The sequence below is a fragment of the Virgisporangium ochraceum genome (genome assembly GCF_016863655.1).
Lineage (GTDB): Bacteria > Actinomycetota > Actinomycetes > Mycobacteriales > Micromonosporaceae > Virgisporangium > Virgisporangium ochraceum.
The window spans coordinates 15,574-42,569 of sequence record NZ_BOPH01000060.1 but is presented as its reverse complement, the minus strand read 5'-3'; the positions used below and the strand labels follow the sequence as shown (position 1 = coordinate 42,569).

Annotated in this window: 26 protein-coding genes; 5 read left to right on the top strand and 21 right to left on the bottom strand. The window is 72.6% G+C overall.

The annotated features are described in order from the left end of the window. Positions 1 to 70: 70 nt before the first annotated feature. Positions 71 to 706 (bottom strand): response regulator, encoded by a 636-nt coding sequence (locus tag Voc01_RS21275; protein ID WP_203929243.1) that lies wholly within the window; start codon positions 704 to 706, stop codon positions 71 to 73. After that, positions 703 to 1,917, bottom strand: coding sequence for a sensor histidine kinase (locus tag Voc01_RS21270; RefSeq protein WP_203929242.1), 1,215 nt, complete (start codon positions 1,915 to 1,917; stop codon positions 703 to 705). Before Voc01_RS21270 ends, Voc01_RS21275 begins: the two co-directional genes overlap by 4 nt. Before the next feature lie 131 nt (positions 1,918 to 2,048). Here Voc01_RS21270 and Voc01_RS21265 point away from each other — a divergent pair, with 131 nt between their 5' ends. Continuing rightward, positions 2,049 to 2,597 carry a hypothetical protein gene (locus Voc01_RS21265; protein ID WP_203929241.1) on the top strand — a complete coding sequence of 183 codons (549 nt, stop codon included), beginning with the start codon at positions 2,049 to 2,051 and terminating at the stop codon, positions 2,595 to 2,597. Here Voc01_RS21265 and Voc01_RS21260 read toward each other — a convergent pair. The 14 genes from Voc01_RS21260 to fakA form a co-directional block, all read right to left on the bottom strand. After that, a complete protein-coding gene (locus Voc01_RS21260) occupies positions 2,594 to 3,214 on the bottom strand; it encodes an HAD family hydrolase (protein WP_203929240.1) in 621 nt (206 codons plus the stop codon). The genes Voc01_RS21265 and Voc01_RS21260 overlap by 4 nt on opposite strands. Then, positions 3,211 to 6,780, bottom strand: coding sequence for a chromosome segregation protein SMC (smc, locus tag Voc01_RS21255; protein WP_203929239.1), 3,570 nt, complete (start codon positions 6,778 to 6,780; stop codon positions 3,211 to 3,213). The genes Voc01_RS21260 and smc overlap by 4 nt, the downstream gene beginning before the upstream one ends. A 320-nt stretch (positions 6,781 to 7,100) precedes the next feature. Continuing rightward, positions 7,101 to 7,289 carry a hypothetical protein gene (locus tag Voc01_RS21250; RefSeq protein ID WP_203929238.1) on the bottom strand — a complete coding sequence of 63 codons (189 nt, stop codon included), beginning with the start codon at positions 7,287 to 7,289 and terminating at the stop codon, positions 7,101 to 7,103. 243 nt (positions 7,290 to 7,532) lie between these two features. Further along, positions 7,533 to 8,387, bottom strand: a complete 855-nt coding sequence (gene mutM, locus Voc01_RS21245) for a bifunctional DNA-formamidopyrimidine glycosylase/DNA-(apurinic or apyrimidinic site) lyase (protein ID WP_203929237.1) — start codon at positions 8,385 to 8,387, stop codon at positions 7,533 to 7,535. An 8-nt stretch (positions 8,388 to 8,395) separates the two neighbouring features. Beyond that, on the bottom strand, positions 8,396 to 9,658 hold the full coding sequence (locus Voc01_RS21240; RefSeq protein ID WP_203929236.1) for a putative hexosyltransferase: 1,263 nt from the start codon (positions 9,656 to 9,658) through the stop codon (positions 8,396 to 8,398). Beyond that, positions 9,655 to 10,494: a ribonuclease III gene (rnc, locus tag Voc01_RS21235; protein WP_203929235.1), complete on the bottom strand. Its 840-nt coding sequence runs from the start codon at positions 10,492 to 10,494 to the stop codon at positions 9,655 to 9,657. The genes Voc01_RS21240 and rnc overlap by 4 nt, the downstream gene beginning before the upstream one ends. Continuing rightward, a complete protein-coding gene (locus Voc01_RS21230) occupies positions 10,491 to 11,486 on the bottom strand; it encodes a phosphate acyltransferase PlsX (protein ID WP_203929234.1) in 996 nt (331 codons plus the stop codon). The genes rnc and Voc01_RS21230 overlap by 4 nt, the downstream gene beginning before the upstream one ends. A 14-nt stretch (positions 11,487 to 11,500) precedes the next feature. Continuing rightward, positions 11,501 to 11,674, bottom strand: coding sequence for a 50S ribosomal protein L32 (gene rpmF, locus Voc01_RS21225; protein WP_203929233.1), 174 nt, complete (start codon positions 11,672 to 11,674; stop codon positions 11,501 to 11,503). Positions 11,675 to 11,679: 5 nt separating this feature from the next. Continuing rightward, the gene (locus Voc01_RS21220) at positions 11,680 to 12,240 is read right to left on the bottom strand and encodes a YceD family protein (protein WP_203929232.1); all 561 of its coding nucleotides are present in this window, start codon (positions 12,238 to 12,240) and stop codon (positions 11,680 to 11,682) included. A gap of 98 nt (positions 12,241 to 12,338) precedes the next feature. Continuing rightward, positions 12,339 to 12,845: an SPFH domain-containing protein gene (locus Voc01_RS21215; protein ID WP_203929231.1), complete on the bottom strand. Its 507-nt coding sequence runs from the start codon at positions 12,843 to 12,845 to the stop codon at positions 12,339 to 12,341. A gap of 102 nt (positions 12,846 to 12,947) precedes the next feature. Then, positions 12,948 to 13,445 (bottom strand): pantetheine-phosphate adenylyltransferase, encoded by a 498-nt coding sequence (gene coaD, locus Voc01_RS21210; RefSeq protein ID WP_203929230.1) that lies wholly within the window; start codon positions 13,443 to 13,445, stop codon positions 12,948 to 12,950. Then, positions 13,442 to 14,002 (bottom strand): 16S rRNA (guanine(966)-N(2))-methyltransferase RsmD, encoded by a 561-nt coding sequence (gene rsmD, locus Voc01_RS21205; protein ID WP_203929229.1) that lies wholly within the window; start codon positions 14,000 to 14,002, stop codon positions 13,442 to 13,444. Before rsmD ends, coaD begins: the two co-directional genes overlap by 4 nt. Further along, positions 13,999 to 16,200 (bottom strand): ATP-dependent DNA helicase RecG, encoded by a 2,202-nt coding sequence (gene recG / locus Voc01_RS21200; RefSeq protein ID WP_275423739.1) that lies wholly within the window; start codon positions 16,198 to 16,200, stop codon positions 13,999 to 14,001. The genes rsmD and recG overlap by 4 nt, the downstream gene beginning before the upstream one ends. Before the next feature lie 34 nt (positions 16,201 to 16,234). Next, entirely contained in the window at positions 16,235 to 17,827 is a 1,593-nt protein-coding gene (gene fakA / locus Voc01_RS21195) for a DAK2 domain-containing protein (RefSeq protein WP_203929227.1), read from the bottom strand. Between the two features lie 139 nt (positions 17,828 to 17,966). Between fakA and rpmB the strand changes: the two genes are divergently transcribed. Then, positions 17,967 to 18,158 (top strand): 50S ribosomal protein L28, encoded by a 192-nt coding sequence (gene rpmB, locus Voc01_RS21190; RefSeq protein WP_203929226.1) that lies wholly within the window; start codon positions 17,967 to 17,969, stop codon positions 18,156 to 18,158. 59 nt (positions 18,159 to 18,217) lie between these two features. Here rpmB and Voc01_RS21185 read toward each other — a convergent pair whose 3' ends face one another. After that, positions 18,218 to 19,165, bottom strand: a complete 948-nt coding sequence (locus Voc01_RS21185) for a thiamine-phosphate kinase (protein WP_203929225.1) — start codon at positions 19,163 to 19,165, stop codon at positions 18,218 to 18,220. 127 nt (positions 19,166 to 19,292) lie between these two features. On the opposite strand from Voc01_RS21185, the gene Voc01_RS21180 reads away from it, so the two are divergent. Next, a complete protein-coding gene (locus Voc01_RS21180) occupies positions 19,293 to 19,526 on the top strand; it encodes an Lrp/AsnC ligand binding domain-containing protein (protein WP_203929224.1) in 234 nt (77 codons plus the stop codon). Next, positions 19,526 to 20,074 (top strand): DUF3515 domain-containing protein, encoded by a 549-nt coding sequence (locus Voc01_RS21175; protein WP_203929223.1) that lies wholly within the window; start codon positions 19,526 to 19,528, stop codon positions 20,072 to 20,074. Before Voc01_RS21180 ends, Voc01_RS21175 begins: the two co-directional genes overlap by 1 nt. 161 nt (positions 20,075 to 20,235) lie before the next feature. On the opposite strand, the gene Voc01_RS21170 is transcribed toward Voc01_RS21175, so the two are convergent. Then, the gene (locus Voc01_RS21170) at positions 20,236 to 21,336 is read right to left on the bottom strand and encodes a D-alanine--D-alanine ligase family protein (RefSeq protein ID WP_239160363.1); all 1,101 of its coding nucleotides are present in this window, start codon (positions 21,334 to 21,336) and stop codon (positions 20,236 to 20,238) included. A 125-nt stretch (positions 21,337 to 21,461) separates the two neighbouring features. Here Voc01_RS21170 and Voc01_RS21165 point away from each other — a divergent pair, with 125 nt between their 5' ends. Then, the gene (locus Voc01_RS21165) at positions 21,462 to 24,152 is read left to right on the top strand and encodes a bifunctional diguanylate cyclase/phosphodiesterase (protein ID WP_203929221.1); all 2,691 of its coding nucleotides are present in this window, start codon (positions 21,462 to 21,464) and stop codon (positions 24,150 to 24,152) included. On the opposite strand, the gene Voc01_RS21160 is transcribed toward Voc01_RS21165, so the two are convergent. Genes Voc01_RS21160 through Voc01_RS21150 form a run of 3 tightly spaced genes read right to left on the bottom strand, consistent with a single transcriptional unit; the run spans position 24,149 to position 26,951 of the window. Further along, the gene (locus tag Voc01_RS21160) at positions 24,149 to 25,231 is read right to left on the bottom strand and encodes a cystathionine gamma-lyase (protein WP_203929220.1); all 1,083 of its coding nucleotides are present in this window, start codon (positions 25,229 to 25,231) and stop codon (positions 24,149 to 24,151) included. The two genes, Voc01_RS21165 and Voc01_RS21160, sit on opposite strands and share 4 nt — an antisense overlap. Then, positions 25,228 to 26,223, bottom strand: coding sequence for an NAD(P)H-dependent glycerol-3-phosphate dehydrogenase (locus Voc01_RS21155; protein ID WP_203929219.1), 996 nt, complete (start codon positions 26,221 to 26,223; stop codon positions 25,228 to 25,230). The genes Voc01_RS21160 and Voc01_RS21155 overlap by 4 nt, the downstream gene beginning before the upstream one ends. Further along, positions 26,220 to 26,951 carry a lysophospholipid acyltransferase family protein gene (locus Voc01_RS21150; RefSeq protein ID WP_203929218.1) on the bottom strand — a complete coding sequence of 244 codons (732 nt, stop codon included), beginning with the start codon at positions 26,949 to 26,951 and terminating at the stop codon, positions 26,220 to 26,222. The genes Voc01_RS21155 and Voc01_RS21150 overlap by 4 nt, the downstream gene beginning before the upstream one ends. Between the last annotated feature and the right edge of the window lie 45 nt (positions 26,952 to 26,996).

The following is a 26,996-nucleotide window of genomic DNA, read 5'->3' as shown; positions in this document are numbered from 1 at the left end:
GCAGAAGTCGCGTTCACCAGAGGCGAACGCGCTCGGTCGTCAAGCGGCCGGCGCCAGGCGGCCGGCGCGGTCAGGCCAGGCCGGCTTCGCGGGCGGCGATCGCCGCCTGGACGCGGGTCCGCACGCCGAGCTTCCCCAGCACCCGGCTCACGTGCGTCTTCACGGTCGACTCCGCCATGCCCAGGTCGACCCCGATCTCCGCGTTCGAGCGGCCCCGGCCCACCGCCGCCAGTACCTCGCGTTCGCGCGCGGTCAGGGTGTCGAGCGCGGTCAGGTCCAGGGCCGGTGTGGTGGCGGCGAACGCCGCGATCAGACGGCGGGTCACCGCGGGCGCGATCACGCCGTCGCCGCGGGCGACGGTGCGCACGGCGTCGATGAGGCCGGCCGCGTCGACGTCCTTGAGCAGGAAGCCGGCGGCGCCGGCCCGCAGGGCACCGAACACGTACTCGTCGATGTCGAACGTGGTGAGGATCAGCACCGACCCGCCCTCGGCCACAATGTCGCGGGTGGCGGCGATCCCGTCGCGGCCGGGCATCCGGATGTCCATGAGCACCACGTCGGGGCGCAGGTCGCGGGCCGCGGCGACGGCCTGCAGCCCGTCGCGGGCCTGGCCGACCACCTCGATGTCGGCCGCGGTGTCGAGGATCAGCACCAGGCCCGACCGCACCGCCTCCTGGTCGTCGGCGACCAGCACCCGCACCGTCACGGGGCCACGCCCATCGGAAGCTCCGCGCGGACCCGCCAGGCTCGCCCACAAGAACCAACAGAGTCAATGGCCATGGGACCGGCGGAGAACTCGCCGCCGAGCAGCGCCACCCGCTCCCGCATCCCGACCAGGCCCATGCCCGCCCCGTCCACCGGTGGGGGCGACGCGACGAGCGCCGACGAGTCGACCGTCACCACGACGCTCGACGGCAGGTACTCCAGCCGCACGGCGGCCGTTCCGCCCGGCGCGTGCTTGCCGGCGTTGGTCAGCGACTCCTGCACGATGCGGTACGCCGCGTGATCGACGTCGGGCGGCAACGGGCGCGGCTCGCCGACCTGCTCCACGGTCACCTGGACGTGGGCCGCCGCGGCCGCGAGCCGCGGCAGCGCCTCGGCCAGGCCCTGCGCCAGCACCAGGTCGCCGGGCTCGCGGAGCACCTCGACCATGCGGCGCATCTCGGCCAGCCCCTGCACGCTGTTCTCGCGGATCACGCCGAGAATATCCACCAGCTTCGGGTCGTCGGCGGAGACGAGGGCCTGCGCCGCGGTGGCGTGGATCGCGACCGCGCTCAGGTGGTTCGCGACGACGTCGTGCAGCTCGCGCGCCATCCTGGCCCGCTCCTCGGCGAGCGCCTGGCGGCGCGACAGCTCGGCGAGGCGGGTGATCTGCTCGGCCCGCTCGCGTTCCCGCTCGGCCCGCTCGCGCCACCGTCGCACCGGCACCGAGGTCACCACCGGCACCACGAGGATCAACGTCAACGTGACGCCGACCGCCGCGCCCAGCGCGAAGTTCTCGGCCAGGAACAGCGTGGCGAGCGTCGACACCACGGTGGCGGCCACGGAGAACCGCAGCAGCCACGGCAGCACCTCGCGCCGCCCGTACAGCGCGACGTCGTACGTCAGCTGCCCGAACACCAGCCAGGTCGCCAGCGACGGGCCGAACGTGAGGTCCCAGACCCCGGCCACGACGCCGACGAGCAGGCCCACCAGCGGCGCGGTCCGCCGCAGCAGCAGGGCCAGGCAGACGAACGCCAGCGGCAGCGCCCGCCACCAGCCTGCGTCGATGCCCACCTGGTTCACGTTGAGCGCGAGCAGCAGCAGGCCGCCGCCGAAGCAGAACGCGGCGAGCCGCACGTCGCGGCGCAGCCCCGTGGGCTCGGCCCACTCGGCCGGCACGGCGCCGGTCCACCGGGCCACCCGTTCGACGTTCACCCGTCCATCAGACCATCCGTAGCGGCGGCCGGGGTCCGTCGAGAGCGGGAGCCGGGTCCGTCGAAGGATGTAGCCGCCGAATCGTCGCGCCAGCCGACGATCCGGCCCTCCGGGCGGGTGACGCTTGACCCATGCTGCTCGCACTGATCATCGCCAGCGAGATCGGATTCTGGGTTCTCCTCGGCGCCGGACTGGCCGCGCGGTACCTGCTGCGGTGGCGGCGGGTCAGCACGGTGCTGCTGGTCTGCGTGCCGCTGATCGACGTCGTGCTCCTCGTCGCCACGGTGATCGACCTGCGACGCGGCGCCGAGCCCGAGTGGGGGCACGGGCTGGCCGCGCTCTACATCGGGTTCTCGGTCGCGTTCGGCAAGGACATGATCCGCTGGGCCGACCAGCGGTTCGCGCACCGCTTCGCCGGCGGCCCGCCGCCCTGGAAGCCGCCGAAGTACGGCCGCGACAAGCTCGTGTACGAGTGGAAGGCGTGGGGCAGGGCGGCGCTCGGGTGGGCGGTGGCCGCGCTGCTGCTCGGCGCCGGCTACCTGCTCGTCGGCGACCACGACCGCGCGGCGCCGCTGCTGGCCTGGGCCGCCAAGCCGGCCGTCCCGATGCTGATCTGGTTGATCTTCTGGCCGGTGGCCGAGACGGTCTTTCCCAGCAGGCCTAAGGACCAGCAGGCCTAGGGAAGAGACAGCGCCGACCGGGCGTACGAAAGATCTGCTGGGCCGCTGAACCGCAGCGCCGACAGGCCGGCCGCACGTGCCCCGCGCACGTTGCGGTCGGTGTCGTCGATGAGCAGGCACTGCGCCGGTGGCGTGTCGACCAGGGCGCAGGCCGCGAGGAAGTACTCCTTCTGCGGCTTGTAGGAGCCGATCGCCGAGGAGTTCGCCACCGCGTCGAAGTCGCCGGCGATCCCGAACTGGTCGAGATCGAGGTCCAGCGCGTCGGTGGCGTTGGTCGCCAGCACCACGCGCACACCCGCCTGCCGCGCCGAGCGCACGAACGCGTGCACCTCGGTGTCGACCGCGCCGCGGTAGGCGCCGTACTCGACCATCAGGTTCCGCGCCATCGTGGGGCCGCCGACCCGGTCGGCCAGCGCGTCGGCGACGCCCAGGAACCAGTCGGCGTGCGACACGCGTCCCGTGATCGCGGCCTCCAGCCGCGGCCACTCCCTGGCGACGTCGGTGACCGCGCCGGGCTCGAGGCCGTACCGCTCCTCGGCCACCGCGATCACCGCGGGGTCGAAGTGGCGCAGCACCCCGTCAAAGTCGATCAGCAGTGCGGAAGGCTTTTGCCTCATGCGGCTTCATCGGCGTCCCGCGCGAGCCGCTGGCTGATCACCTCGGTGACGCCGCTGCGCATGGTGACGCCGTACAGCGCGTCGGCGACCTCCATCGTGCGCTTCTGGTGCGTGATGATGATCAGCTGCGACTTCTCCCGCAGCTGCGCGAACAGCGTGATCAGCCGGCCGAGGTTGACGTCGTCGAGGGCGGCCTCGACCTCGTCCATGATGTAGAACGGCGACGGCCGGGCGCGGAAGATCGCCACCAGCATCGCCACCGCCGTCAGCGACCGCTCGCCACCCGAGAGCAGCGACAGCCGCTTGATCTTCTTGCCCGGCGGGCGGGCCTCGACCTCGACGCCGGTGGTGAGCATGTCCTCCGGGTCGGTGAGCACCAGCCGGCCCTCGCCGCCCGGGAACAGCACCCCGAACACCTGCTCGAACTCGCGGGCGGTGTCGTGGTAGGCGCTGGCGAACACCTCGAGGATCCGGTCGTCGACGTCCTTCACCACGGTGAGCAGGTCGCGCCGCGACTTCTTCAGGTCCTCGAGCTGGTCGGACAGGAACTTGAACCGCTCCTCCAGCGCCGCGAACTCCTCCAGCGCCAACGGGTTGACCTTGCCCAGCAGGTTCAGCTCCCGTTCGGCCTTGGCGGCCCGCTTCTCCTGCGTGGCCCGGTCGAACGGCATCGGAGCCGGCGGTTCCCGGCCCTCCGACTCGGCGAGAGCGACCTCGGGCGCCGTCGGCGGCACCGGGTTCGCCGGGCCGTACTCGGCGATCAGCAGCTCCGGCTCCAGCCCGTGTTCGTCGGCCGAGCGCGCCTCCAGCTGCTCGATGCGCAGCCGCTGCTCGGCCCGCGCCACCTCGTCGCGGTGCACCGCGCTCGTGAGGCGCTCCAGCTGGGCGGTCAGCTGCCGGCTGGTCCCGCGGATGCCCGACAGCTCCTGCTCCCGCTCAGCGCGCGCGACGGCGAGGTGATCGCGTTGTTCGGACGCCGCCGCCAGACTGACGGCGATCGCCTCCAGCGCCCGTTCGGCACCGACCACGACGGCCTGCGCGATCGCGGCGCCGCGGGCACGCGCGGCCCGCGCCGCGGCCGCGCGCTCGCGGGCGGCGCGTTCGGCCTGGGCCTGTCGCATGAGGGCGTCCGCGCGGCCGGCCAGCGCCGCGACGCGTTCCTCGGCCGTACGGACCGCGAGGCGCACGTCCATCTCGCGCTGACGGGCCTGCGGGACCGCCTGAGCGAGCTCGTCCCGCTCCACAGTGGACGGTTCGGCTTCGACCGGCGTGTCCTCGGCTATGGCGAGCCGCTCCTCGAGCGCCTCCAGGGCGAGCAGCGCCTCCTCGCGGGAGTTCTCGGCCTTGGCGCGGGCGGTGGCGAGGCGGTCGGCCTCGGCCTTCGCGCTGCGGCTGGCGGCGCCGAGCTCGGCGAGCTTGCGGGCAACCGCGTTGCGCGCGCCCTCGGCCTGCCTGCGGGCCGTGTTGGCCTCTGACACCCGCTCCTTGAGCTCGGCGGCCTGTTCGCGTGCCTCCGCGAGCTCGTCGCGCAGCGCGGCGGCCTTCGCGTCGGCCTCGTTCTTGTGGCTGCGGGCCTCCTCGACGGCGGCCTGCACCTCGAGGTAGCTGGGCTGCTTGCCCGAGCCGCCGGCGGCCGCGTAGGCGCCGATGATGTCGCCCTCGGGGGTCACCGCCCGCACGGTCGGCGCGTAGGCGGCGATGCCCCGCGCGGTCTCCAGGTCGGGCGCGAACGCGACGCCACGCAGCGCGGTGTCGACGGCCGGCTTCAGCTCCGGCGGCGCGTGCACGAGGTCGGCGGCCCAGCGGGCGCCCTCCGGCAGCGCGGGCCGCTCCTCCTTCTCGCTGGTCGGCGCGCTGCCGACGAGGAGCGCGGCGCGTCCGCCGTCGTCGTTCTTGAGCAGCTCGATGGCGGCCTTGGCCGCGTCGAGCCCGTCGACCGCGACGGCGTCGGCGAGCACGCCCAGCGCGGCGGCGAGCGCGGCCTCGTAGCCCGGCTCGACCGACAGCAGCGCGGCGACGCTGCCGAGCACCCCGTCGATCTGGTCGGCCCTGGCCAGGAGCGCGCCTGCGCCGTCCTTGCGGCGCAGGCCCATCGCGAGGGCCTCCTCGCGGGCCTTCCACTGGGCCGCTTCCTTCTCGGCGGCCCGTTCGGCGGCTTCGACCTGGCGCGCCTTCTGCTGCGCCTGCTCATGCGCGGTGGTGGCTTCCTTGTGGCGCACGTCGAGGTCGGCGGTGTCCTGCTCGGCCTCGGTGGCGCCGTCGGCGGCGAGGTCGTACTCCTCCTGCGCCACGTCGGCGCGGGCCTTCGCCTCCGCGAAGGCTGACGCGAGCCGCTCCATCTCCTCGGCGCCGGCGTGGGCACGGGTGCGCGCCGACTGCACCTGGCCGGCCAGCTTGGCCAGGCCCTCGCGCCGGTCGGCCACCGCCTTGTGCGCCGCCGTCAGGGCCTTCTCGGCCGCGGCGAGGGTGCGTTCGAGGTCCTGCCGCTCGCTGACCGCCTGGGCCAGCCGGTCCTGGCTGGTCTCCAGGGCGGCGCGCAGTTCGTTCTCCTGCTCCCGCACGCGGTCGGCCTCGGCGGCCAGCTGGTCGGGGTCGCGGCCGGGCCGCTCCTCCTCGACCGTGTTGAGGTGCTTGAGCCGCTCGGTGGCGAGCTGGTGGGTGGAGCGCAGGCGTTCCTGCAACCCGGACAGCTGGTACCAGGTGTCCTGGGCCCGGGCGAGCACCGGCGCCTCGGCCGCCGCACGGGTCTCGAGCTGGCTCAGCCGTTCGTCGACGGCGGCGAGCTGCTGCTCGACCTCCTCGCGCTTCGCCCGGAGCGCGGTCTCGTCGGCGATCTCCTTGTTCAGGGTCTCGCGCATGGTGGCGAGCTCGTCGGCGAGCAGCCGCAGCTTGGCGTCACGCAGGTCGGCCTGGATCGTGGCCGCCCGTCGCGCCACCTCGGCCTGCCGGCCCAGCGGCTTGAGCTGACGCCGCAGCTCGGCCGTGAGGTCGGTGAGGCGGTTCAGGTTGGTCTGCATGGCCTCGAGCTTCCGCAGCGCCTTCTCCTTGCGCTTGCGGTGCTTGAGGACGCCGGCCGCCTCCTCGATGAACGCGCGCCGGTCCTCCGGCTTGGCGTGCAGCACGGCGTCGAGCTGTCCCTGCCCGACGATCACGTGCATCTCCCGGCCGATGCCGGAGTCGGAGAGCAGCTCCTGGATGTCGATGAGGCGGCAGCGGTTGCCGTTGATCTCGTACTCGCTCTCGCCGGAGCGGTACATGCGCCGGGTGATCGACACCTCGGTGTAGTCGATCGGCAGGGCACCGTCGTTGTTGTCGATGGTCAGGGTGACCTCGGCGCGGCCGAGCGGTGCCCGCCCGGTGGTGCCGGCGAAGATCACGTCTTCCATCTTGCCGCCGCGCAGCGCCTTGGCGCCCTGCTCGCCGAGCACCCAGGCGATCGCGTCGACAACGTTGGACTTGCCCGAGCCGTTCGGGCCCACCACGCAGGTGATGCCGGGCTCGAGCTTCAACGTTGTCGCGGTGGCGAAGGACTTGAAGCCCTTGACCGTCAGACTCTTGAGATGCACTAAACTCCGCAGACCGACCGGGGCAACTACTGTAAGTCACCGCTTACCTGGTTACATCGGGCAGGGTACCGCTCGATGCGTACCCATCCCCGCATTCCCCCACACGCGGGCGCGCCCGGCACAGGCGGTGACAGGGCCCCCACCAGCCAGTTTCGAATCTTGAAGCTCCGTTACACACCCCTGAACACGCAAGCGCGCCGTCGCGTGAGCGTTCGGCGCGCAGTTTGCGTATCTTCAGTTGTGCTACTGGTTACGGGTTCAGCACCTCGGGAATTGGGGCCCGTCGGGCGGGCCCCCCGGATGACGATCGAACGAACGTGTCAGGCCATTGCCGGCTCTGGCAGGCGGAGCAGCTCCGCCTCGGCCGCCGCGGCGAGCCGGTCGTTCTCGGCACGCAGCCGAGTCAGTTCGATCTCAAGCGCCCGTACCTTGGTGCGCAGAAGCGTGACCTCGTCGAGCAGGCGCCGGTCAGGCGCGTTGCCGACGTGGCCGTAGAGGGCCTTCGCCATATCGTCTCCTCGTATTGCGCGACCGGTGTGTGCGGCCTACGCGCGCCCAGCGTTCCGCGACCCTGCACATGACATGACTTGTCACGGGCGTGATTGGGCGCGACTGGCGACTTTTCTATAGTCCGCCGAACGTGGCGGCACGTCAAGCACCACGGGTGCGCGGGATCCGTACTGGGCGAACATCACATCTGTCAGCCCGGGTCGGCACTGACGATACCGTGGCTCCGCGGGGCCCGACACCGATTAAAGGCGTGCTCGGCGGGGTCTCGGCTGGCATTTGGGGCACGTGAAGCTCGACCGGTTCATGAACGGGTCGCGGCGCACCGCCGTGCCGCACCGCTCGCACTCGAGCCCCTCCCGGCCGTACACCGCCAGCGCCCGGTCGAAGTAGCCGCTCTCGCCGTTGACGTTGACGTACAGCGAGTCGAAGCTCGTGCCACCGGCGCCGATCGCGGCGGTGAGCACATCGCGCACGTGGCCGAGGAGTTGGCGGGCGGCCGGACGGGTCAGCGTGTCGGTCGGCCGGGCCCAGTGCAGCTTCGAGCGCCACAGCGACTCGTCGGCGTAGATGTTGCCGACCCCGGAGATCAACGTCTGGTCGAGCAGCGCCCGCTTGACGCCGGTGCGCCGGTTGCGGATCGCGGTGACGAAGTCCTCGTCGACGAACTCGGGATCGATCGGGTCGAGCGCGATGTGCGCCAGCTCCGCCGGCAGCAGGGCGCCGCCGGGCGAGACGGCCAGCCCGCCGAACGTGCGCTGGTCGACGAACCGCATCTCCGGGTCGCCGTCGGTGAACGTGAACCGGATCCGCAGGTGGATCTCGTCGGTGGCCGACGACGGCTGTACCAGCAGCTGGCCCGACATGCCGAGGTGTCCGTACATGGCGGCACCGTCGTCGAGCGGGAACCAGAAGTACTTGCCGCGCCGCGAGACGCCGAGGATCGTGCGTCCCCGCAGCTGCGCCACGAAGTCGAGCGGGCCGGTGACGTGCCGCCGGATCGACCGGGGGTGGAGGACCTCGACCGTGTCGATCGTGCGTCCGGTGACCCACTTCTCCAGGCCCCGCCGTACCGTTTCGACCTCGGGCAACTCTGGCAACGAAACTCCTAGATCGCGTACCGCCACACCATGATCATGTGCGCCCCGTACCACAGCCCGAACAGCCCGAACGCCACCAGCGCCGCGGCCGCCGTCCGGGGTTTCGCCCGGCCGAGCGCGATCGCGGGTGGCACGAGCGTCAACAGGACGGGCACCAGCAGGCGCGGCTTGGAATGGTAGTAGCCCGCCTGCCCCACGACGAGCGCGAGTGCCACCAGCCCGTAGACCACCAGCGGCGGCCAGATCTCACCCCGGAACATCATGACGACCGACAGCAGCGCCAGGGCAACGGCGGCCACGAGGATGAGCGCCACGCTCATCTGCACCCAGCCGTCACCGGCCCGGAACGAGTCCCGCACGAACGTGAACACCATGACGCCGTAGTCGGTGGTGGTGCCCCACCCCGCCGACTGCACCTTGAACCAGGCCGGCCAGTCGTCGAGCCGCCGGCCCACCCAGAACAGGTAGGACGGAGCGCCGAGACAGGCCACGCCGGCGCCCACGACCGCCAGCCACCGCCGCCGTCCCAGCGAGCCGTTGCGCACGTGCAGCACCGCCGCGACGATCAACGCGAGGGCCAGCGCCGCGCCCGTCGGCCGGGTCAGCCCGGCGAGGAAGCCGAACAGGCCGCCCAGCAGCCACCGGTCCTTGTGCACCGCGAGGAGGCTGGCCAGCACGAGGGCGAGGAACATCGGCTCCGAGTACGCCATCGTGAACACGACCGACATCGGCTGCACGCACACCAGGGTCACGAGCGCGAGCGCCACCCGCCGGTCCCACAGCCGGGTCGCCAGCGCGCACAGGAGCACGGCGACGACCCCGCCGAAGATCCAGGCCAGCGCGATCGCCGCGGTGCCGTGTTCGAGACCGGTGACCGCGGCCACGGCTCTGATCATCAGCGGGTAGCCGGGGAAGAACGCCAACGTCGACCCGAGCAGCTCGCCGTTCGGCCCGTACTGGTACGACGTCGGGTAGCCCTCCTGCGCCACCCGCACGAACCAGGACGCGTCCCAGGCCAGGAGCTTGTCGCGCATCAGGGAACCGGGCGGCAGCATCCACTCGAGCACCCAGAACTGCACGATCCGCGTCGCGAGGTAGATCGACAACGGCGCGGCGATCCACGCCATCCGCCCCAGCGGCGAGGCGTCGTCCTCGGCCGGACCGTCGGCTGGGCCCTCGGCCGGGTCCTCGTCGGGAGGCGGATCGGAGGTCGCCCGCTTCCCGTCCGGAGCAGCGGGCTCGTCGCGTTCCACCGACTCCGCCGTGGTCATGCGTCCGGCTGGCCGGGGCCGGCCGCGCTCACGTCCGTCCCCTCGACGCTCTCCTCCGGTGCGGACGCCGCGGCCCCCGCGGCCGCCGCCACCGCCTCCGTCGCGTCGTCCGGTGCCACGTCGGCCGCCGCCGCGACCGCGCGGGCCTTGAGCTCCTGCCAGGCCGACGCCGCCGCGCGCTGCTCGGCCTCCTTCTTGCTGCCGCCCTCGGCGCCACCGAACCGCTCGCCGGCGACCAGCACCCAGGCGGTGAACGTCTTGGCGTGGTCGGGGCCGGCGTCCTCGATGCGGTACTCCGGCACGCCCAGGCCGAGCTCGGCGGTGAGCTCCTGCAGGCTGGTCTTCCAGTCGAGGGCCGGCCCGCCGCCGGCCGCCTCGATCATCAGCGGGTCGAAGACCTTGTGGATCACCTCGCTGGCCCGGTCGAGCCCGTGCTGCAGGTAGATCGCACCGAGCAGGGCCTCGAGCGTGTCGGCCAGGATGCTCGACTTGTCGCGGCCGCCGGTGGCCTCCTCGCCCTTGCCCAGCCGCAGGTACGGGCCGATGCCGCCCTGGCCGAGCCCGCGCGCCACCCCGGCCAGGGCCCGCGAGTTGACCACGCTGGCGCGCAGCTTCGCGAGCTGGCCCTCCGGCAGGTCGGGGTGGTTGTGGTACAGCGCGGTGGTGATCACGACGCCGAGCACGGCGTCGCCGAGGAACTCGAGCCGCTCGTTGGTGGGCAGCCCACCGTTCTCGTACGCGTAGGAGCGGTGCGTCAGGGCCCGTTCCAACAGGTCCGGATCGAACGCGACCCCGAACGCGGCTTCCAGGTGAACGACGGACGGCCTTCTCTTCACGGGCGAACCTCCGCGACGACGGGTGCGCGGGCCGGCGGGTCCAGCGCGGCGGCCATACGGCCGGACAGGCCGAGGTGGTGCAGGGTGGTGGCGAGGGCGATGCCGTCGGCGACGTCCTTGGGCTCGGCCGCACCGTGGCAGACGACCACGTTCCCGGGCACCCCGAGCAGCACCGCGGCGCGCGGCACCGACACGGGCGGCCCGCTGGCCGTCTCGTGCCCGGCGGCCAGCGCGTAGGCACCCTCGATGCCCTTGAGCAGCACGTTTCCGGTGAACCCGTCGGTGACCACGACGTCGGCGTGCCCGCCGAGCGTCACGTCGTGGCCCTCGACGTAGCCGGTGTAGCGGGCGCCGGGCGGCAGCGTGGCGTCGGCCAACGCCACCGCGGCCACCTTGCGGAGCTTGTCGCCCTTGCCGGGCTCGGCGCCGATCGACAGGAGCCCCACGCGCGGGGCGGTGATGCCGTGCAGGACGGCGGCGTAGGTGGCCCCGAGCTGGGCGAACACCGCCAGCTCCGAGGGCATGAGGTCGAGCCCGGCTCCGACGTCGAGCAGCACGACGGGCCCGCGCAGCGCGGGCAGGGTCACGCAGAGGGCCGGACGGCGGACGCCCGGCTGACGGCCGAGCCCGTGCACGGCGGCGGTGACGGCCGCGCCGCTGGCTCCGGCCGTGACGACCGCTCCGGCGCGGCCGGCCGCGACCGCGGCGACCCCGGCCCGCACCGTGGTGTCGGAGCGGACCGCCCGCAGCGGCGAGTCGGCCATGCCGACGACCCGACGCACCGCGTCGACCTCTACGGACGCGCGGCGGTCGGGTGGGAGCGCAGCAATAATCTCGTCGGCCACCTCCTGGGGGCCGACGAGCAGCAGCGAAAGGTCGGGATCGGCGTCGGCGGCGCGTAGAGCGCCGTCAACCACGACGGCGGGAGCGGCGTCCCCGCCGAGGAGGTCGACGGCGATCCGCGCGGCGCCACGCCGCGAGGAGTCCGTCACCCGGGCGTCGGGTGTCAGACCTCAAGGACCTGGCGACCGTTGTACGTGCCGCAGACCGAGCACGCCGCGTGCGGCAGCTTCGGCGAACGGCACTGCGGGCACGCCACGGTCTGAACCGCCTTCGCCTTCCACTGCGAGCGGCGCGAGCGGGTGTTGCTGCGCGACATCCTGCGCTTCGGAACAGCCACCGGATCTACTCCTCGGTTCTCAGTTGCGTCAGCGCGGCCCAGCGCGCGTCGATCTGGTCGTGCTTGTGGTCGGCCGGGAGTTCGTCCCAGGGCTCGCCGCACTCGGCGCACAGCCCCGGGCAGTCGTCCCGGCACAGCGGGTTCGTCGGCAGTGCCGTGACCACCGCGTCCCGCACCACCGGTTCCAGGTCGATCAGGTCTCCCTGTAGCCGGCGTACCTCGTCTTCGTCTGTCGTCTCGTCGGTGGTGCTGTTCTCGTACGCGTACAGCTCCTGGATGCGCACTTCCAGCGTCTCGCCGATGTGTGCCAGGCACCGCCCGCACTCACCCTCGACCGGCCCGGTGACGGTGCCCGAGACGAGCACCCCCTCCGACACGGACTCCAGCCGCAGGTCGAGGTCGAGCGTGGCACCCACCGGCACCCCGATGAGGTCGAGACCGAGGCGATCCGGTGCCTCAACCGCCCGGTTGACCGTACGCATCGCTCCCGGGCGGCGCGGCAGTTCTCGCGTGTCGAGAACGAGCGGCGACCGGGGGTTCAGGTGTGTCTTGGGCTGTTGCTGCATCGTAGGCTCCCGGCCCATGGTGAGGCCGACGGACAACCTTACCCGACGCTCCCCGCTGACCCGAAATCAGAGGCCCGCGCCCGCGGAGGCGGGCGCATTCAGAACGGCAGCGGGCGGTCGTCGACCTCCTGACCGCCGCCTCCGTAGGAGCCGATCTCGCGCAGCGCGTGCATCTTGTCGCGACCGCGCTCGATCGACGCCAGCGAACGGGTGAGCAGCTGCTCGAAGTTCGCCAGCGCCGTGTCGACGTAGTCGTCGACCTCCTCGCGTAGGCGCTGCGCCTCGGCGCGGGCATCGGCCAGGATGCGGGCGCCCTCGTGCTCGGCCGACACGACGATTTCGTTGATCGACACCAGCCTGTTGTGCTCGGCCTCGCCCTCGGCGATGATGCGCTCCGCCTCGCGCCGGCCAGCGTCCATGATCTTGTCGCGCTCCTCCAGCAGCGCCACCGCGCGGCGGACCTCGCTGGGCAGCTCCGCGCGCAGCTCCTGCAGCGCGTTGATCGTGTATGCCCGGTCAACCACACAGTTGGCGCGCGACATGGGCATCGAGCGCGCGTTCTCGATGAGCGCGATCAGCTCATCGACCCGATCGAGCGGATCCACCGCGATGTTCTCCTTGTCGGCATGTCACCCGGCCCCCTGCAAAGGCCCCACTCATCATGCCGCCTGTAGACCGATTAGGCCCGACCTGAAACTTCCGCGTTTCTAGTCCTGCGGTTTGGCGAGACGTTCCCGGAGCCGTGCCGCGACCGCGTCCGGCACATGGGGGGTAACGTCTCCGCCCCACTTCGCGACATCCTTGATCAGGCTCGACGACACGAACGAGAACTGCGGGTTCGTCGGCATGAACAGCGTCTCGACCCGGGCCAGACCCAGGTTCATCTGCGCCATCTGCAGCTCGTAGTCGAAGTCGCTGGCGACCCGCAGGCCCTTGATCACCACCGGGATGTCGTTGGCGCGGCAGAAGTCGACGAGCAGGCCGCGGAACTTGCGCACGGTGACGTTCGGGTAGGACGCGGTGACCTCGGCGAGCATCTCGATCCGCTCGTCGATCGTGAACAGCCCCACCTTGGACTCGTTCACGAGCACCGCCACGACGACCTCGTCGTAGAGCGCCGAGGCGCGGCCGATCACGTCGAGATGGCCGTTGGTCACCGGGTCGAAGGATCCGGGACAGGCCGCCCGCCGTGGCTGGTCACTCATGATCGGCGACCGTACCAAAGTGTGGTCTCCCCGTACCGCCGACCACGCCCGGATGTGACGACATCGGGCCAGGTGGGCTCCGGCGAACGGGTGGACCGCTCGACCGCGAGGAGCCCGTCGTCCGCCAGCCACCCGTTGGCCCCGATCGCCGCGAGAACCGACGCGAGGTCGGCGTCGGGCAGGTCGTACGGCGGGTCGGCGAAGATCACGTCGAAGGGCTGTGCGGGCGGGGCCGCGACCGCCCGCTCGACCGCCGTCGTGACGAGCGTGACGACCCCGCCCACGCCGAGCGCCGCGATGTTCGCCCGGACGGCCCGCACCGCCGCCGGCGCGGACTCGACCAGCGTGACGTGCCCGGCCCCCCGGCTGACGGCCTCCAGCCCCACGGCGCCCGAGCCGGCGTACAGGTCGGCGACCCGCGCCTCGTCGAGGTCGGTCAGCGAGTCGAGCGTGCTGAACAGGGCCTCCCGCACCCGGTCGGACGTGGGCCGGGTGCCCTGACCGGGCGGCGTCTGCAGCCGGCGACCCCCGTACGTGCCGGCGATCACCCGACTCACCCCTTCTCCAGGTACTCGGCGCGCTCGTCGTCGACGAGGCGGGCCACCGAGGCGGCGAGGTCGGGGTGCTTCTCGAGTTCGGGGTCGGCGTCGACGAGGTCCTTCGCGGCGAAGCGGGCCTCGGTGATCAGCTTGGCGTCACGGCGCAGCGACAGGAGCCGCAGATGGGACCGGCGTCCGCTCTGCGCCGCGCCCAGCACGTCGCCCTCGCGGCGCTGGTCGAGGTCGTGCTCGGCGAGCGCGAAGCCGTCGAGGGTGGAGGCCACCGCGTCGAGCCGCTCGCGGGCCGGCGTGCCGGCCATCGCCTCGGTGACCAGCAGGCACAGCCCCGGCGCCGTGCCCCGCCCGACACGCCCGCGGAGCTGGTGCAGCTGCGAGATCCCGAACCGGTCGGCGTCCATGATGATCATCATCGTGGCGTTGGGGACGTCGACGCCCACCTCGATCACCGTGGTGGCCACCAGCACGTCGAGGTCGGCGGCGGCGAACGACCGCATCACCGCGTCTTTCTCGTCGGCCGGCAGCCGGCCGTGCAGGACCCCGATGCGCAGGTCGGGCAGCAGGTCACCGCGCAGGATCTCGGCGATCTCCAGAACAGCGAGCGGCGGCCTGGCCTTCTCGTTGTCCGAAGGCGGTTCCTCCTCGTCGTTGTCGCCGATCCGCGGACACACGACGTACACCTGATGGCCCTTCTGGACCTCCTCGCGCACCCGCCGCCAGGCCCGCTCGAGGAACTGCGGCTTCTCGGCGACCGGCACCAGGTGGGTGGCGATCGGCGACCGGCCCCGCGGCAGCTGGCTCAGCGTCGAGGTCTCCAGGTCTCCGAAGACCGTCATCGCCACCGTGCGCGGGATCGGCGTGGCCGTCATGACCAGCACGTGCGGCGGCTTGTCGGCCTTCGACCGCAGCTTGTCGCGCTGCTCGACGCCGAACCGGTGCTGCTCGTCGACCACGATCAGGCCCAGGTCCTTGAAGTCGACGCCGTCGTAGAGCAGCGCGTGCGTGCCGACGACGATGCCCGCCTCGCCGGAGGACACCTCGGCGGCCACCGCGCGCCGGGCCGCCGCGCCGAGAGACCCGGTGACCAGCGCGACCTTCGTACCGTCGGTGTTGCCGTCGAGCTCGCCCGGCCGGCTGTACGGGCCGAGCAGCTCACGCAGGCCCCGGGCGTGCTGCGCGGCCAGAACCTCGGTCGGCGCCAGCATCGCCGCCTGACCACCGGCGTCGACCACCTGCAGCATCGCGCGCAGCGCGCACAGGGTCTTGCCGGAGCCGACCTCGCCCTGCAGCAGCCGGTGCATCGGGTGCGACCCGGCCAGGTCGTCGGCGATCTCGTCGCCGACCTTGAGCTGGCCCTCGGTGAGCTCGTAGGGCAGTGTCTCCTCGAACGCCGCCAGCACACCGTCCTCCCGGCGCGGCCGCGGCACCGCGGGCAGCTGCTCGGCCCGCTTGCGGCGCTGCGCGAGCGTCAGCTGGACGGCGAACGCCTCGTCCCACTTCAACCGCCGCTTCGCCACCTCCAGCGCGCCACGGGTGGCCGGCCGGTGGATGTCACGCAGCGCCGGGCCGATGCCGGCGAGGTCGTGCTCGGCGCGCAGGCCCGCCGGCAGCGGGTCGTCGGGGGGCTCGAACGTGTCGAGCACCACCCGCACCGTGCGGGCGATGGTCCAGGTGGGCAGCGCGGCGGCGGCCGGGTACACCGGGATCAGCGCACCGGCGAACTCCTCGACCTCCTCCTCGGCGTCGGCATCGGCGCTCAGCAGCACGTAGTCGGGACCGTTGAGCTGCCGCTTGCCGCGGAAGTCGGTGACCTTCCCCGCGAACAGCCCCCAGCGCCCGGTCTGCAGGTCGCGCTGGCGCCAGGCCTGGTTGAAGAACGTGCAGGTGAGCGACCCACCGGTGCCGTCACCCACCACGACCTCGAGCAGGGTGCCCTTCCGGGCCCGCATCGGGCGCAGGTTCACGGACTTCACCTGGGCCAGCACGGTGACCTGCTCACCGATCTGCAGGCCGCGGATGTCGGTGTGCTCGCCGCGCTCGTCGTAGCGGCGCGGGAAGTGGTAGAGCAGATCGCCGCAGGTGTGCAGGTCGAGGTGGTCGGCGAACGCCTTGCCGGTCTTGGCACCGACCACTTTGGACAACGGGGTGTCCACTGTGCTCATGTGATGGCTCCGCTTCGCTCCGCCATGCGTTCGCAAAGCACTGTGCTGATGATTCGCTCGCGAAGCTCGCTCATTCGACACCTACCAGGAGCGGATAGTGCGGCTGGCCGCCCTCGTGCGCCTGCATCTCGACGAACTTCCAGCGCCGTTCCAGGTGACCGGCCAACTCGCCGGCCAGCCCGTCGGGCGCGTTCTCGCCGGTGACGAGCGTGACCAGTTCGCCGCCGCCGGAGAGCATGCGGTCGAGCAGGTCGCGGCACACCGTGCCCAGGTCCTTCCCGATCAGGTTCACCTCGCCCTCGATGAGCGCGAGGACGTCGCCCGGCTCGCACGGGCCGGCCACCGTGAGCGCGGCGCGGCTCGCGACCGTGACCTCGCCGTACCGGCACGCGCCGGCCGCCTCGGCCATCTCGATGACGTCGTCGTCGAACCGCCGCTCCGGGTCGCGCACGGCCAGGGCCGCGAGTGCCTGGACCGGTGACCGGGTGCGGATGACCGCCGTGTTGACCTTCTCGGCGCGCGCCTCGGTGGCCGCCGCCGCGGCGACCGAGGCCGCGTTGGGGTCGTTGGGCAGCACCACCACGTTGCCCGCGCCGGTGGCCCGGATCGCCGCGAGGATCTCGGCCGTCGACGGCGTGCCGCCCGCCGAGGCGGTGACCACGACCGCGCCCTCGGCCGCGAACAGCTCCGCGATGCCGTCGCCCACGCACAGCACCACGACGGCGCGCGCGTCGGGGTCGGTGCCCACCTGGTCGTCGAACCGGGTGACCGCGATGCGGTACGGCCGGCCGGCGACCACGCCCGCCTCGACCGCGCCGCCGACGTCGTTGACGTGCACGTGCACGTTCCAGGTGCCGTCGCCGGTGCCGACCACCACGAGCGAGTCGCCCAGCCCGCCGAGCGTTGCCCGCAGCTTCTCGACCGCCGTGTCGGACGCGTCGAGCAGGTACTGCACCTCGTACGCGAACTCCGTCGAGCCCGCCTCCCTGACCCGCAGCCGCTCGCGCGCCACCACGCTCCTCTTCGGCGGCGGGTACACCTCGTCGGTGCCGGTGACGCCGGTGACCACCTCGGCCAGCGCGTCGAGCAGCACGCACAGGCCACGGCCGCCCGCGTCGACCACGCCGGCCCGGGCCAGCGCCGGCAGCTGCTCGGGCGTGCGCGCCAGGGCCTGGCGGGCGGCGGCGGCCGCGGCGCGCACCACCACGGCCAGGTCGTCGGACTCCGTCTCGGCCGCGGCCGTCGCCGCCGCCCGGGCCACCGACAGCACCGTGCCCTCGGCCGGGACGGCCACCGCCCGGTACGCCGCGTCGGCGGCGGCGACCAGTGCCGCGGCGAAGGCCAGCCCGCCGGGGCTGGGACTGGTGGCCAGGCCGTCGGCCAGCCCGCGCAGCAGCTGCGAGAGGATCACACCGGAGTTGCCCCGGGCGCCGAGCAGCGCGCCGCGGGCGAGCGCGCGCAGCAGCTCCGGAGCGATCGCCTCCCGGTGGACCGCGATCGCCTCCACCGCCGCCGACACCGTGAGAACCAGGTTGGTGCCGGTGTCGCCGTCGGGCACCGGGTACACGTTGAGGTCGTCGATCTCGCGCTGGTGCCGGCGCAACGCATCGAGACCGAGCGCACACCATTGGCGCACGGCGACCGCATCGAGACTGTCCGGCACGCCGGTAACCCTAATGGCGCGGTGTGACAGCCTGCCCACGCCAGCGGCCGATTTCGCACTCCGTGGCGGGCCGGGTAGTCTTGACCGGTTGCCCGGGTTACTCGGGTAAGTATTCGACGAGCAACTCCAGGAGATTCCCGTGGCTAGCGTGTGCGACGTCTGTGGCAAGGGGCCCGGCTTCGGCAACAACGTGTCCCACTCGCACCGCCGTACTCGGCGTCGGTGGAACCCGAACATCCAGAACGTGCGCACCCCCGCCGGTGGTGGCAACACCAAGCGCGTCCAGGTCTGCACCTCCTGCCTGAAGGCCGGCAAGGTCACCCGCGCCTAGCGGCGCACTCCAGAACTGCGAATAGGGGACGGGCGCACGCCCGTCCCCTATTGGTGTCGCTACCTGAAGTGGTCCCACCCGCCCGAGCCGTCACCGAAAGCGCGACCATCGACGGTGACCTCCACCGCGGCCGAGTCCCGGACCTGGCCGACCACCAGCCACCGGTCCGGTAGCTCGGTGCCGGCCGGGAACGTCGCGGCGAGCGCGTGGTCGTCGCCGCCCGACAGCAGCCAGGTGTACGGGTCGACGCCGAGCGCCGCGGCCGCGTCGCGCATCTGGCCCGGCAGCGGGAACGTCTCCCGGCGCAGGTCGATGGCGACGCCGCTGGCCGTGGCGATGTGGCCGAGGTCGGCGAGCAGCCCGTCGGACACGTCGATCATCGCGGTGGCGCCCAGCAGCGCCGCTTCCGGACCGGCGCGGTAGGGCACCTCCGGCCGCCGGTGCGCGTCGACCAGGATCTTCGGCGTCCGGAATCCGCGGCACAGCACGGTGTAGCCCGCCGCGGCGTGGCCGAGGCGGCCGGCGACCGCCACGAGGTCACCCGGGCGCGCGCCGCTCCGCGTGACGGGCGCGCGGCCGTCGAGGTCGCCGAGCGCCGTCACCGCGATCGTCAGGGTGGGGCTCGCCGAGATGTCGCCACCGACGACGGCCGCGCCGGCGCTCGCCGCCTCCGCGCCCAGGCCGTCGGCGAGCTCCTCGGCCCAGGCGATCGGCAGATCCGGTGGGGTGCACAGGGCCACGACCAACGCGGTCGGCACGGCGCCCATCGCCGCGATGTCGGCGAGGTTGGCCGCCGCCGCGCGGTGTCCGACGTCCTCGGCGGTCGACCAGTCCCGGCGGAAGTGCCGGCCGTCGACGAGAACGTCGGTCGATACGACCACCCGTCGGTCCGGAACGGCCACCAGCGCGGCGTCGTCACCGGGACCGAGCAATGTGGACGGACCGGGAGGGAGCCGCCGGGTGATCCGGGCAATCAGCCCGAACTCGCCCGCCTTGGCAACGGTCATGTACCTACCTCGCTCGTGGGAGTGAGCCCTATCCGCTCTGTGCTGTAGTTTCACAGGGCTTGCAGTGGTCCCGGGCAAATGCGGTCGGAAACGAACGGATAGGGAACCAGCGGATTGGAGCTGTGTCGTGGTCCAGGCGTACATCCTCATCCAAACCGAGGTGGGAAAGGCGCGTGACGTGGCCGCGGCGATCCGGGATGTTGGCGGCGTGGTCCGGGTCGACGCGGTCACCGGGCCGTACGACGTCGTCGTGCTCACCGAGGCCCGCACCGTCGACGAGCTCGGCAAGATGATCGTCAGCAAGGTTCAGCTGGTGCCGGGCATCACGCGCACGGTCACCTGCTCCGTCGTCCACCTGTAATGGCCGATCCCGACGCCCGCCGGGCGGCGCGGATCGCCGCGCTCGTCGCGGTGCCCGTCGCCGTGGTCACCGGCATCGTCGTGTTCCAGGTGATGTCGCCCGACGATCCGGCCGGTCCCGGCACCGCGGCCGCGTCACCCCGACCGGTGCCGTCGACCCCGGTGGAGGTCTCCGCGCCGCCGCTGTCCGAACGGGCGGCAACCGTCTGCCGCGCGCTGTTCGCGAAGCTGCCCGACCACTTCGGCGACCTCCCCCGCCGGCCGGTCACCGCCGGGCCGGAGCAGAACGCCGCCTACGGCGACCCCGCGGTCACCGTGGCCTGTGGCGTGGCCGGCCCCACCCCGCCCGACGGCGCCCAGTTCTTCGAGGTCAACAACGTGTGCTGGTACACCGAGGACGTCACCGGCGACCGTCGGTGGAGCCTCCAGGGCCGCGAGGTGCCGCTGATGGTCACCGTGCCGGCGGCCTACAACGGCGAAGACCTGGTCGACCTGTCGAAACCGGTGTCGGAGGCGATCCCCGAGGTGAGGCAGGTCTGCAAGACCTAGCCGTGCTGCGCCGTGCAGCGCCCCTCCGCCCGCCGATCTTGCAGTTGTGGCCCCGGCTAAAACGCGACATGTCACCACATAGGTGCGGCCATGACTGCAAGATCGGCGCGCCGGGAGCGGCAGCGAGCGGCGCCCGGAGCGGCAGCGAGCGGCGGGCCGGGTCAGTGCAGACCGGTGCCGCGGCGCAGCGCGGTGCGGACGAGGCGCGACACGAGCTTCGGGTACTCCAGGCCCGACGCCGCCCACATCACGGGGAACAGCGAGATCGGCGTGAACCCGGGCATCGTGTTGATCTCGTTGAGGTAGACCTCGTTGTCGGCGCCCACGAAGAAGTCGACCCGGGCCAGCCCGGCGCAGTCGAGCGTCACGAACGTGCGCACGGCCAGTTCCCGCACCCGCTCCGACACCTCGGGCGGCAGGTCGGCCGGCACCGAGATCTCGGCGACGTCGTCGAGGTACTTGGCGTCGAAGTCGTAGAACCCGCCGGGCACCGAGATCTCGCCGACCACGCTGGCCTCCGGCGGCCCGCCGTGCTCGCCTTCGAGCACGCCGCACTCCACCTCGCGGCCCACGACCGCCGCCTCGATGATCACCTTGGGGTCGATCTCGCGGGCCTTCGCCACCGCCGCGTCGAGGTCGGCCCAGTCGGTGACGCGCGTGATGCCGATGCTCGACCCGGCGCGCGACGGCTTCACGAACACCGGCAGCCCCAGCCGCCCGCGGTCGTCCGCCGACAGCGACTGGCCGGCCCGCAGCACCGTGTACGGACCGACCGGGATGCCGTCGGCCGCCGCGAGGCGCTTGGTGAACTCCTTGTCCATACCGGCCGCCGACGCGAACACCCCGGCGCCGACGTACGGCAGCCCGGCCATCTCCAGCAGGCCCTGGATCGTGCCGTCCTCGCCGTAGGCGCCGTGCAGCAGCGGGAACACCACGTCGACCCCGGTCAGCGCCTGGACGCCCTGGCGCGCGTCGACGACCTCGACCTGACCCATCGTCGGGTCGGCGGGCAGCACGACAGCGGTTCCGGACTCGTTGGTCACAGCCGGTAACCGGCGACCCTCGATCGCGGTGACGGCACCGCCCGTGGCGAGCACCCATCCACCGGCCTGGGTGATGCCGACGGGCACCACCTCGAACTCGTCCGGATCGAGCGCGGCCAGGACATTTCCCGCGCTGACGCACGAGATGGCGTGTTCGGTGCTGCGACCGCCGAAGACGACCGCGACACGGGGTTTCGCTGGAACCGACGAGTCAGCCACGCGCCGACCATACCGGGGTGGTGCCATACGCAGGGTGCACGCCCCACCGGAACCCGAACCCTCAGCACTGCCGGTACACAGCCGATCTGAAGACCGTAACGGACGAACTCCTGGAGAGACTGACGGTGGAGAACGGACGGCGGTCACCCGACCGGCTCGTGCGGTCGCTGCCCGCGGCGGCCGCAGCGCTGGCGGTCGTCACCACGCTGCTGTTCGTTGCCCGGGCAATGGACTACTCGGGCCGCGGCGGCGACGTCGCCGCCGGTGTGCTGAGCATGGTCAACTGGATGCTGGGCGCGGTCGTGGCGGTGGACACCGCTCGGGCGGCGGGCCGGAACGGAACCGTGGCCGGCGCCGTGGTGCACCGGTTCTGGCTGCTGGTCGCCGTCTCGATGGGGCTCACCGGCGTCGGCGCCGTCATGAGCGGGGTGCTCGGCGACCGGTTGAACTCGGTACCCCCGGCCGCGCTGGTGCTGTACGTCGTGGGTCTCCTCTTCTTCGTGGCGGCGGTGGCGAGCCTGCCGGTGCCGTGGCGCCAGATCGGCAACCGCGTGACGGTGGTCCTCGACCTGGGGATCGTCGGCGGCGCGACGCTGGTGATGATGTGGTACCTGGCCACCCAGCTCCTCACCGGCACGGGCCGGCACGGTGCCACGGCGCTCGCCGTGACGCTCGGCGCGGTGACGGCGTGCGGCCTGGTCGCGGTCGGCAAGTTCATGCTCACCGGCGCCGAGCCGATCGACCAGGTCGCGATGCGGCTGATCGGCGGCAGCCTCGTGATGAGCGCGATGGCCGCCGGCGGCCTGGCCGCGCTGACCCCGTGGACCGGGCTCACCCCGGAGACCGCGGTGCTCCCGTTCTCGGCGATCGGCTGGATGCTCGCCGCCCGGCGGCAGCGGCACGCGCTGGCCGACCCGGCGGCGGCCGCCGCGCGCACCCGTCGCCGGCCGTTCAGCGTGGTGCCGTACGCGGCCGTGGCGCTGTTCAACCTGCTGGCCGTGGTCGCCGACCTCCGCGACATCCCGCACCACCGGGTACTGCTGATCGGGTCCGTCACGCTGACCACGTTGATCATCGGACGCCAGCTCACCGCGTTCCACGACAACGCCCGGCTGGTGAGCCGCCTCGACGAGAGCCTGCGCGAGGTGCGCGGCCACGAACACCGGTTCCGGTCGCTGGTACGCAACTCGACCGACGTCATCTCGATCCACAACCACGAGGGCCAGCTCACCTACGTCAGCCCCGGCATCGAGACGCTGCTCGGGGTCACGCCCGACGAGATCCTGGGTAGCGGCGGCGGGCTTCTGGTGCACCCTGACGACCTGCCGGCCTTCGCGTCCGCGATGGCTCCGGCGTACGCCGCTCCCGGCGCCACCGCGCGGGCCGAGGCACGGTTCCGCCGCGCCGACGGCTCGTGGCGGTGGCTGCAGGTGCACAGCACCAACTTCTTCAACGACCCGGACATCCAGGGCATGGTGAACAACACCCGCGACGTCACCGAGGCCCGCAAGTACCAGAAGGAGCTCGCGCACCAGGCCACCCACGACGACCTCACCGGCCTGGTGAACCGCACGCTGTTCGCCCGCCTCGCCGACGAGACCCTCGCCACCGACACACCCGACCGCACGGTGATGGTGCTCGTGGACCTCGACGACTTCAAGCTCATCAACGACCGGCTCGGCCACGCGGTCGGCGACGCGTTGCTGCGCGATGTCGGCGCCCGGCTGCGCAACGGTCTGCGGCCGCAGGACACGGTGGCCCGCCTCGGCGGCGACGAGTTCGCGGTGCTGCTGCGTGACGTCGAGCCCGACGAGCGGATGGCGATCGCCCGCCGGATCGTCGGCGAGCTGGAGCGCCCGGTGACCGCCGACGGGTACGACCTGCTGGTCCGGGCGAGCGTCGGGGTCGCCGCGGGCGCACCGGACGCCAGCGCCGCGGAGCTGCTGCGCCGGGCCGACCTCGCGATGTACGTGGCGAAGAACCGGGGCCGTGGCCGGTGCGTCGAGTTCGACCAGGGCATGGACGTGCGCGCCCAGGAGCACGCCCGGCTCGCGGCCGACCTGTCGGCCGCGGTCGAGCGCAACGAGCTGGCGCTGGTGTACCAGCCGATCGTCACGCTGCCGCACGGCGAGCTGGCCGGCGTGGAGGCGCTCGTACGGTGGACGCACCCGGTGCGCGGGTTCGTGTCGCCGGCCGAGTTCATCCCGGTCGCCGAGCGCACCGGGCTGATCGTGCAGCTGGGCGCGTGGGTCCTGTACGAGGCGTGCACGCAGGGCGCGGCCTGGCTGAAGGAGCTGGGGCCGGCCGCGCCCGGCCGGATCAGCGTGAACGTGTCGGCCCGCCAACTCATCGAGCCGGACTTTCCGACCGTGGTCGAGGCGGCGCTGCTCGCGTCGGGCCTGCCGGCGGAGCGGCTGACCGTCGAGATCACGGAGACCGCCGTGTTCGACGGCGGGCCGGCGCTCGCGGCCGTCACCGCGATGCGCGAGCTGGGCGTCAAGGTGGCCCTGGACGACTTCGGTACCGGCCACTCGTCGCTGGGCCTGCTCCGCACCTGCCCGATCGACGTGCTGAAGGTCGACAAGTCGTTCGTCGACGGGGTGGGCCAGAGCCCGGAGCAGGAGGCGATCATCACGTCGCTGAGCCAGATCGGCACCTCGATGCGGCTGCTCGTGGTCGCCGAGGGGGTGGAGACCGCGGCGCAGGCCGAACGGCTGCACGAGATCGGGTACCGGTACGCGCAGGGGTACCACTTCGCGCGTCCCCTCAAGCCCGCGGACATCGCGGACTACGCGACCGCGACCGCCGGGGTCTAGACCGCCTTCAGCGCGGCCTCGATGTCGGCGACCAGGTCGGCTTCGTCCTCGATGCCGCACGACAGCCGCACCAGGCCCGGCGGTACGTCGTCGCCCCACTGCTCCCGCCGGTCGGCGGTGGTGTGCAGGCCGCCGAAGCTCGTCGCGGCCGCGATGAGCGTGCTCGCGGTGAGGAACCGGTCGACGGCCGCCTTGTCGGCCAGCGTGAACGTCACCACACCGGGTACCCGGCGCAGCTGCCTGCGCGCGAGGTCGTACGCCGGGTCCGACGCGCGTCCTGGCCACCGCACGCGCGAGACGGCCGGATGCGCCGCGAGCACCTCGGCCACGGCGGCGGCGTTGGCGCTCTGCCGGGCCAGCCGCAGGTCGAGCGTGCCCATCGAGCGGTGCACCAGCCACGCCTCGAACGGGCCGGGAATCGCGCCGCCGAGGGCCCGCCACGACCGGAGCTTGTCGGCCAGCTCGGCGTCGCGGGTGGCGACGTAGCCGATCAGCACGTCGGAGTGGCCGGCCAGCGCCTTGGTGCCCGACGCCACGGACATGTCGGCGCCGAGGTCGAGCGGCCGCTGGCCGAGCGGCGTCGCCGTGGTGTTGTCGACGGCGACCAGCGCGCCGGCGGCGTGGGCCGCCGCGCTGTGCGCGGGCACGTCGCACAGGTCCAGGCCGGGGTTCGCCGGGCTCTCCAGCAGGACCAGCGACACGCCGGCATAGGCGGGAACGGGACCCGCCGTGGGTTCGTAGCGCACGTTCGGCAGCAGCTGGTCGGCCAGCGCCCGGCCGGCGAAGTAGCCGTCGGACGGCACGACCACGCCGCCCCTGCCGCACACCTGGAAGACCGCCGCGATCGCCGCCATGCCACTGGCGAACGTGACGCACTCGCCGCCCTCCAGCTCGCCGATCGCGGCTTCCAACGCGACGCGGGTGGGGTTGTCGGGCCGGCCGTAGCCCGGCCGGTCGGGCTGCGGGCCCGCGACCGGGTCGAGGTGGTACGGCGCGGCGAACACCGGCCCGGGCATGAACGGCTGCCCCGGTACGGGTTCCGGCAGCCCTGCGTGCACCACACGGGTTCCGTCGTTCACTCCGGCTTCACGCTCCGTCCCATCAACGCACCGACCGCGATGCGCGGGTCGAGGCCCTCGTGGCAGACCCGCTCGACCTGCTCGGTGATCGGCATCTCGACGCCGTGCCGGTGCGCGAGGTCGCGGATCGCGAGGCAGCTCTTGACGCCCTCGGCGGTCTGCCGGGTGGCGGCCTGCGCCTGCTCGATCGTCTCGCCGCGGCCGAGGTGCTCGCCGAACGTGCGGTTGCGGCTCAGCGGGGACGAGCAGGTGCCCACCAGGTCGCCGAGGCCGGCCAGGCCGGCGAACGTCAGCGGGTCGGCGCCCAGCGCGACGCCCAGCCGGGCGGTCTCGGCCAGCCCGCGGGTGATCACCATCGCCCGGGTGTTGTCGCCGAACCCGAGCGCCGTGGCCATGCCGTACGCCAGCGCGATCACGTTCTTCACCGCGCCGCCGAGCTCGCAGCCGATGACGTCGTCGTTCGTGTACGGGCGCAGGTAACGCGTGGTGATGGCCTTCTGCACCTGTTCGGCGCGGGTGGTGTCGGGGCAGGCCACCACGGTGGCGGCGGGCTGCTCGGCGGCGATCTCGGCGGCGAGGTTCGGGCCGCTGACCACCACCACCCGGTGGTCGGGGACGTGCGCGGCCTCGGCGATCACCTGGCTCATCCGCTTGGTCGTGCCGAGCTCGATGCCCTTCATGAGGCTGATCAGCGTGGCGTCGGGGCCGATCGCCGACGACCAGTCGGCCAGGTTGCCGCGCAGCGTCTGCGACGGCACGGCGAGCACCACCAGCTCGGCGCCGCGGATCGCGGCACGCGCGTCGGTGGTGGCGGTGACGCCCGGGGGCAGCTTCAGCGCCGGCAGGTAGTCGGGGTTGGTGCGTTGTTCCCGGATCGCCGCGGCGACGGCCGGCCGGCGGGCCCACACGGTGACGTCGCAGCCCGCGTCGGCGAGGATCTTCGCGAACGCCGTGCCCCACGACCCGGCACCGAGAACGGCGGCGCGGGTCATGACGACTCCTCGACCTTCGGCTCCTGCTGCGCGGCCTGGGGTGACCAGATCGGCGGCGCCGGCTCCCCCCGCACCTCCGAGATCATCTCGCGCAGGCGGTTCATGATCTCGGTGGTCATCTCGTTGAGAACCTGGCTGGTGGGTGCCTGACCGGCCCACTTCGACAGGTCGACCGGCGGACCCGCCACCAGCGTCACCGGCATGCGCGGCCGGATCCGCTTCTTCTTCGTGCGGGGGTCGAAGATGTCCTGCGCGCCCCACGTGACCAGTGGGATCACGGGCGCGCCGGTGGCGAGCGCGAGCCTTGCCGCGCCGGTCTTGCCGCGCATGGGCCACAGGTCGGGTTCCTTGGTGGTGGTGCCCTCGGGGTAGATCACCACCGAACCGCCCTCCTCGAGCACCTTCAGCGACGCCTCCAGCGCGCGGGCCGCGTCGGCGCTGCCCCGCTGCACCGGGATCTGGGTCCACTTGGTCATCAGGTAACCGACCACCGGCACCTTGAACACGGAGCTCTTGATCATGAACTGGGGCCAGCGGCCGGAGTCGTAGACGAAGTGGGCGACGGCGACGGTGTCGGCGTGCGAGATGTGGTTCGCGACGATGATGACCGGACCGGTCTGGGGGACGTGCTCGAACCCGCTCCACGTGCGGCGGGTGAGCACCGTCAGTGGCGGCTTGATCAACCCGACCGCGAGACGCTGCCACAGGCTCAGATCACGCCCGGCCACGTGTGCCTCCTCCACGCGGAGCCCCACCCGGTTTCGGCCCTCCGG

Coding starts and splice junctions, on each gene's coding strand:
- Voc01_RS21265 (WP_203929241.1), top strand. CDS start 2,049: ATGCTGCTCGCACTGATCATCGCCAGCGAGATCGGATTCTGGGTTCTC.
- coaD (WP_203929230.1), bottom strand. CDS start 13,445: ATGAGTGACCAGCCACGGCGGGCGGCCTGTCCCGGATCCTTCGACCCG.
- Voc01_RS21250 (WP_203929238.1), bottom strand. CDS start 7,289: ATGGCGAAGGCCCTCTACGGCCACGTCGGCAACGCGCCTGACCGGCGC.
- Voc01_RS21155 (WP_203929219.1), bottom strand. CDS start 26,223: ATGACCCGCGCCGCCGTTCTCGGTGCCGGGTCGTGGGGCACGGCGTTC.
- Voc01_RS21175 (WP_203929223.1), top strand. CDS start 19,526: ATGGCCGATCCCGACGCCCGCCGGGCGGCGCGGATCGCCGCGCTCGTC.
- Voc01_RS21240 (WP_203929236.1), bottom strand. CDS start 9,658: ATGACCACGGCGGAGTCGGTGGAACGCGACGAGCCCGCTGCTCCGGAC.
- Voc01_RS21185 (WP_203929225.1), bottom strand. CDS start 19,165: ATGACCGTTGCCAAGGCGGGCGAGTTCGGGCTGATTGCCCGGATCACC.
- Voc01_RS21260 (WP_203929240.1), bottom strand. CDS start 3,214: ATGAGGCAAAAGCCTTCCGCACTGCTGATCGACTTTGACGGGGTGCTG.
- Voc01_RS21220 (WP_203929232.1), bottom strand. CDS start 12,240: ATGCAGCAACAGCCCAAGACACACCTGAACCCCCGGTCGCCGCTCGTT.